A 6,766-nucleotide genomic window follows, 5' to 3' on the forward strand; every position below is an offset into this window, starting at 1 on the left:
TCCTTGCTGATCAGTGGTTGGTCGTCTCAGGCGGTGTCGGTGGCGGTCGCGTGCCAGGGCAGGTACCGACCCGTCGGCCGGCCGAACTCGGCGCCGCCGGCTGCGCGTCGGTAGACCACCTCGCCCCGCCGTACGGTCCAGTCGACCTGGCCGCGAAAGGTCCTGCCCTGATAGGCGGACCAGCCGCAGAGACTCCGGATTTCGCTCTCGGCGAGCACCCACAGAGCGTCGGCGTCAAAGACGACTAGGTCCGCGTCGCCGCCGGTGACGATGCGGCCCTTGCGGTCGGCCAGGCCGAACAGCCGCGCCGGACGCTCCGCCAGCACCAGGGCCACCGTGCGCAGCAGCTCCGCGGGAGCAGCCTCCGGGCGGTGCCGCGTCATGCCGCTGAACAGGGCCGGCAGCAACTCCTGCACGCCGGGCAGGCCGGGTGGGGCGGCGGCGACGGGCTTGAGCTTGTCCGCCAGCGGGTGCGGCGCGTGGTCGCTGCCGACCGTGGCCGCCTGGCCGTCCAGTACGGCCTCCCACAACCGGTTCTGGTCCGCGCGGTCGCGGATTGCGGGACTGAGGCGGATGCGGGCGCCGAGGCTCCGGGTGTCGTCCACGGTGAAGGACAGGTGATGTCCGGTGACCTCGAACGTGAGGGGCAGCCCCGCCGCGGCGGCCGCAGTGAGCAGGTCGGCCTCCTCGCGGGTGGACACGTGCAGGATGTGGGCGGGAACCCCGTACTCCTGCACAAGCTCGACCAGCCGGGCCACGGCGACGATCGCACCGGTGCGGGGACGGCGGCTTTCGTAGTCTGCCCACTGCCGGGGCTCTCCCTTCCAGTCGTCCAGCAGCCGGAAGACCTCACCCGCCTCGGCGTGGAACACTAGTTGTAGTCCCGCCTCCCCCGCCGCGTGGAAAAGCTCGCGCAACGCCGGCTCCCCGTGCAGGACATGCGGGGCAGTGTGGTGGCCCGCGAGGAATGCCTTCGCTGACCCGGCGTCCGTGCCGCCGAACTCCTTGAGCCGACCGGGACGCGCCGGGTCGACCCCCACGTGGAAGCGGTAGTCCACCAGGCTGGCTCCCTCCACCAGCTCCTTCTTGGCAGCCAGGTCCTCTGGGCCGAACAGCGGCGGGACGGTGTTGGGCATGTCGATGACCGTGGTGACTCCACCGGCGACGGCGGCGCGGGAGCCGCTGGGCCAGTCCTCCTTGTGCGTCAGGCCGGGGGTGCGGAAGTGCACGTGTGAGTCGATCAGGCCGGGCAGTACCCAGCGTCCGGTCGCGTCCACCGAGCGGGTCGAGGCACCGGCGGTGCCTGCCGGGAGCACCGCCGCCACGCGGCCGTCCCGGACGGCGATGTCCGCGTGGCGCACACCGTCCGGAAGGACCGCGGCCCCGCCCCGCACCACTAGGTCGTACGTATCCGGCGTCGTCGTCATTGCTGTGGCCTCGCTCGGTTTCCGGAAGGGGCTGGCGCGATGATCCGCGCGGGCCCGTGGTAGGTGACGGTGGTGCCGCGGACCCCGACTTCGGTCAGCGCCGGTACGGCGCCCTCGGTGCGGGTCGTGACGGTTGCCCACCGGCCCGGTGTACGGACCCGCAGGTGCCCGCCGTTGCCCGCGCCGGCGAGCTGGTGCGGCAGTGTGCCCGGGACGCAGGTCGCCGCGGCAAGGCACACCGCGCCGGTCAATGCCAGCGTGGGGTGCCAGGACGGGACAGAGATGGCGCGTGCGGCGAGGCTCCCGGGGCCCAGCGGCAGGAGGGCTGCGATCTTCGGGAAGACCCCGGACGGCCATCCGAGCGCGTCCTGCGCGGTGCGCCTGACCTCCGAGAGGGCCGAGAACAGGGCGTAGTCGTCCGCGAAGAGGTCCTCCGGTCCGCAGACTCCGAAGTCCGCCGCGCGGACGAAGACGTACGGGTTGCCCATGGAGGCCGCCGTCACCTCGACGACAGCGTCCCGGTGGGGCAGTTCGGTCCTCGGGGAGCCGAACAGCAGCAGGTCGCCGAGCGGAACGGGCGGGCGAAGCAGGAAGGAAGCGCTGAGCCGCTCCTGGCCGTTGCCAGTCGCTTCTACCGAGCACTCGACGCTGTCGCCGTTGTTCAGGACGTTGACGCGGATACGCTGGCCCGAGTGGAGCGGCGGGAGCTCGCCCGACCGGCTCGCCGCCGAGCAGGCGGCCAGAATGGAGTGCCCGCAGCTGCCCCGGAGTTCGAAGGCCGGCTCGGGCCCTGGCAGCATCTGTACGAAGCGGTAGTCCAGCTCGTGGTCGGGACGGCTGGAGGGCCCGATCAGCGCGATCTTGGTGATGTCCCCCCGGCCGGCCCGAAGCAGGCCGTCCCGTATGTGGGCGAGTTCGGATAGGAGAAATTCCGGGTCCTCGGATTCGTCGGCGAGGTTCTTGGCGGGCAGCACTAGGGTGGCGCTGGGACTGCCGTGTGCCGTCGCGAGGTGGCCGACCATCAGGCGGCCTGCGCGTTGGCGAAACCGGCGGACCCCAGTTGGTCGCGCCACGTCCGGTGGACCGTCAGCGCCCACACCGCCAGGGCCGCGGTGTCGTCCGGCCGATCCTCCTGTCGCCGTAGCAGCCGCTCCACAGCAGCTGGGTCCAGCTGCCCGTCGCGGCGTGTCCCAGCCGGAGACAAGACGTCCCGGGCGTACTCCATCAAGGGCAGCCCCCTGCGCAACATCGCGGTGATCGGCAGCGTGAACGGCTGCTTGGGGCGGCTCAGCACACTGTCGGGGATCAGGCCTCGGGCAGCGGCCCGCAGGGCGAGCTTGTCCTTGTGCGCGGTGAGCTTCCATTCCTGCGGCAGCGCCGTTGCCGCTCGCTGGACTCCGGGCTGACAGAACGGCAGGCGCACTTCCACGCCGTGCGCCATGGACAGGTGGTCGACCCGGCGCAGGTGGTAGGCGGGAAGCCGCTCGTCCAGCTCCAGGGCGGTCAGGGCGGCCAGTGCGTTCGAGCCGGGCGCAGACGCCGAGGTGGCGGCTAGTCGCTGCCCGAGCCTGCCGCGCAGCCGGTCCTCGCTGCTCCCGGCAACGCACAGCCAGTCCCGGTACTCAGCGCTGTAGAGCTCTGCGCGCAGCGAGCCGGGTACGGCGGCCAAGGAGTCGACATAGGCGTCCTGCCAGTCTGCGCTGCCGACCAGGGCCTGCTGCATGCGCCGGTAGCCGAGGAACACCTCGTCCGCGCCGTCCCCGGTGAGGGCGACTGTGAAACCGGACTCCCGGATCGCACGGAACAGGGCGTAGCTGCTGACGGTGATGGGATCGGCGTTGGGCTGTCCAAGCCGCGCCACCACCTCGGGAAGCAGTGTCGCGAACTCCGTAGGGTCGGCTTCTACCTCGTGGTGCACCGTCCCGGCGTGCCGGGCGGCCTCTGCGGCGAAGTCGCGCTCGTCGAACGGCCAGGTGCCGCGGTAGCAGATGGTGAAGCTGTGCAGGGCGGGAATCCGCTCGGCGAGGAGTGCGGTGACCAGGCTGGAGTCCAGCCCGCCGCTGACCACGGCGCACACGGGCGCGTCCGCTTCCGCCAGCCGTCCTATCTCGGCGCGCAGCAGCTTTTGGACGTGGGCACCAGCGGCTTCCAGGGTCGTGGGGCGGGCGTCCGGTTCCCCGGGCCCCGGCTGCAGGTGCCCGGGACCGCGCCGCACCAACCGCGCGCCCCGATCGGGGCCGAAAACCAGAGTGGCGGCGGCGGGCAACGCCAGCACGCCCTCGTACACCGTCTCTTCCCCGAAGGGCGTCTTGGTCGTGAGGTAGTCATCCAGGCCGGCTGGCCGCGGTGTGCGGGGCACGCCGGGCAGAGCGAGGAGCGCGGGCAGCTCAGAGGCGAAAAGGAGGCTGCCGGCGATTCGGTCCCAGTGGTAGTAGATCGGTTTCATGCCGGCGCCGTCGGTGGCGAGGACCAGCCGGGGGGCACTGCGGACGTCGATGACCGCGACCGCGAACATACCGTCCAGGTGCTCGGCGAAGGAGTCGCCGTAGTGATTGTAGAGCGCGGGCAGGACGGCGCCGTCGCATTCGTCGTCGATGCGGTAGCCGAAGTCGGTGAGCCGTACGCGCAGTTCGCGGTGGTTGTAGATCTCGCCGTTGTAGACGACGTGGATGCCCCTGCCCAGGCTGTACGGCTGGCGGCCGCCCTGCGGGGCCATGACGGCGAGCCGGTTCACACCCAGTGCCCAGCTGTCCCTGGTCACCAAGTACTGGCCGTCCGGGCCGCCCGCTTGCTGGAGTCCGGCCGCCGCGCGCAGGCGCTCGGCAGAGGGGCGCGCTCCCAGGTGTCCGATGATGCGGCACATGCCGCCCCCTTCGTGTCTCGTTCGATGTGCCGGCGACCGACCGGCGGATGGTGCGTGGAACCCGCTGTCAGGCCGTCGTCAGGGTCGCGGGTGCTCCAGTACGGCCTCGGCCACTGGTTTCCGCCAGACCGGGGCCCTACGGCGGCTGAGGCTGCGGGTGCCCTTGTCGATCTGGGCGCGCCAGGCCGCCCGCTCATCGTCGGCGACCTCTCCCGACGGGCTGGTGAGGCCGGTGGCCTCGGGGGGCGACGGGAGGGAGCGAGGCTCCGTGTCGTACCGCTCGTGGTGGACCGTCAGGGCGGTGTGCAGGCGCGGCCGGGGAGTCGGACTCACGGCGGCGGGTCGGCCCAGGCACAGGCCGAACAGGGCGAATACGCCGACCGGCAGGCCCAGCAGTTCTACGGCCGCACCCGGGTTGTTGCGGATGCCGCCCACCAGCACCGAGCCTAGGCCGAGGGACTCCGCCGCCAGGGTCGCGCACATCCCCGCCATGGAGGCGTCGATGACTGAGGTGATGAGGGCGTCCGGGTGCTCGCTGGAGATCAGCAGGTCCTGCATCTCACACAGATCTTCGATCCTGCGCAGGTCTGCGCATACCACCACGAACACCGGTGCGGCGAGTACATGGCGCTGGCCGCCGGCGATCCGGGCGAGCCCGGCGCGCTGCTCCGGGTCCCGGACGACGACGAAGGAGTAGGGCTGGAAGTTGAACGCGGTGGGCGCCCTGACAGCGGCGTCCAGCACGTGGTGCACGAGCGTGTCATCGACCGACTCGGTGGTGAAGTTACGGCAGCTGGCCCGCTGGGCCAGGAGCTGCAGGACGGTGTCGGTGGTGGTGGTCACGGTCCCTCCCGGGGCTGGACACGGACATGGGTGTACGACTGGGTTTGCGGTGTCGGTGTGCGGATTGGACGGGAAGGCGCGCAGGGTGCGCCCGCAAGGGTGATTAGGTGGCGGCGGGCAGCTTCTCCGGTCCGCCGGTCGTGTAGAGCCGCTCGGCGTCACGGTCGCGGCGCAACCACCACACGGCGCCGAGCACCACGGACGCGACGCCGGTGCAGACGCCTACAGTGCGCACGTCCGAGACCGCGAGGAGGCCGCCGAAGAGTGCGAGAGAGAGTCGGGCCATCCCGCTGTAGGTGGTCATGTGGATACTCGAGACCCGTCCGCGCAGCCCTGCGGGGACGGTCTCCAGCAGGAGGGTGGTGTCCAGAGCGATGATCACGCCGCTGGCCAGCCGCATCACGCCGAGGACAGCGATGGCGACGATGGGATGGCCGACCAGGAAGAACGACCCCCAGGCCAGACCTTGAAAGATGTAGGCCCCGGCGTAGGCGGGCAGGTGGTACCGGAGCGCGATCCTAGCGGCCAGGACGGTACCGAGGATCACCGCGACGCCGTCCACGACGTACAGGGCGCCGAGCACGGTGCCGCTGCCGCCCAGGGAGCCGGTGGCGTAGGCGGCGAGAAGGACGTCGTACGCCCCGCCTATGCATCCCCAGGCGATGCCGATCCAGACGACGGACCGCGCCAGCGGCAGGTCTCGCAGCACCCGTACCCCGGTGGCGATCTCCTTGCGCAGGGGTTCAGGCGCATCGGCTTCCCCGGCGCCCTTTGCGACGGGTTCCGCGTACGGAAGAGGGCTCTTGGCCTGCATCATCAGCGGCAGGGCGGCCAGGATCTGGAGGACGCAGGCGACGGCCATGCCGCCGATGGGGCTCCAGGCGGACAGCACTCCGCCGAGCGAGGCGCCGACGACCGTCATCGTTCCGCTGACAGAGCCCATCCTGGCGTTGGCGAGGGGCCTGGCTTCCGGCGGGACCACACCGTACAGCCACTGCTGGCGAGCCGGCGGCCAGAACGTGTTGCTGAGCCCCTGGAGGCCGTAGAAGACCGCGGTGATCCAGATCCCGCCATCCAGGACGAGCACCATGGCCAGCAGGCACAGGGCCTGCGCGACCATGGACCCGATCGCCAGTCGCCGTACGTCCATCCGGTCGGAGAGGGTTCCGGCCACCATCATGAAGGCCAGCGCGGGCACCGTGCCGATTAGCTGTACCGCCGCGAGGCCGGCCGGGGACGAGTCGCGCAGCACCTGGATGAACAGGCTGATCTGCATGACCCAGGTCGACCCGGCGGACAGCGCGCTTGCTGCCCACAGTCTTGCGATGCTGCGGTTGGTGGCGGGGGGAGAAGTCACGCGGGCTCCAGGATTGCGGCGGCGCGGCGAGGTGCGTGCGGCAACGGGGGACGACGGGTCGGCCCGGGTTAGGGCCCGGGCCGACCCTGGGATTGTCGACCGCCGCGTGGGTTACTGCTGCCGGCGGCGGACGGGAATTACGCGGCGGTCAGCTCGTGCGACAGCATCTCGAAGTCGCTGTCGGTGAAGTTGGCCGGGTTCTTGGCGACGACCGTGTTGGGGCCGAAGTCGTCGTCGGTGAAGTTGGCCGGGTTCTTGGCGACGACCGTGTTGGGG

General features: G+C 71.1%; 5 protein-coding genes. All 5 read right to left on the reverse strand.

Annotated features, from left to right (window positions below; all coding sequences use genetic code 11):
- Nucleotides 1–26 precede the first annotated feature (26 nt).
- The 5 genes from AB0C75_RS26295 to AB0C75_RS26315 all read right to left on the reverse strand — a co-directional run bounded on the left by AB0C75_RS26295 (nt 27) and on the right by AB0C75_RS26315 (nt 6,490).
- Entirely contained in the window at nt 27–1,427 is a 1,401-nt protein-coding gene (locus tag AB0C75_RS26295; protein ID WP_362894174.1) for a dihydroorotase family protein, read from the reverse strand.
- Nucleotides 1,424–2,449 (reverse strand): hypothetical protein, encoded by a 1,026-nt coding sequence (locus tag AB0C75_RS26300; protein WP_362894175.1) that lies wholly within the window; start codon nt 2,447–2,449, stop codon nt 1,424–1,426. Before AB0C75_RS26300 ends, AB0C75_RS26295 begins: the two co-directional genes overlap by 4 nt.
- Entirely contained in the window at nt 2,449–4,290 is a 1,842-nt protein-coding gene (gene asnB, locus AB0C75_RS26305) for an asparagine synthase (glutamine-hydrolyzing) (protein WP_362894176.1), read from the reverse strand. Before asnB ends, AB0C75_RS26300 begins: the two co-directional genes overlap by 1 nt.
- Before the next feature lie 78 nt (nt 4,291–4,368).
- Complete coding sequence (locus AB0C75_RS26310; protein WP_362894177.1) at nt 4,369–5,133, reverse strand: nitroreductase family protein; 765 nt, start codon at nt 5,131–5,133, stop codon at nt 4,369–4,371.
- A gap of 103 nt (nt 5,134–5,236) precedes the next feature.
- Entirely contained in the window at nt 5,237–6,490 is a 1,254-nt protein-coding gene (locus AB0C75_RS26315; protein WP_362894178.1) for an MFS transporter, read from the reverse strand.
- Nucleotides 6,491–6,766: the final 276 nt, after the last annotated feature.

Source organism: Streptomyces sp. NPDC048565, from assembly GCF_040650935.1.
GTDB lineage: Bacteria > Actinomycetota > Actinomycetes > Streptomycetales > Streptomycetaceae > Streptomyces.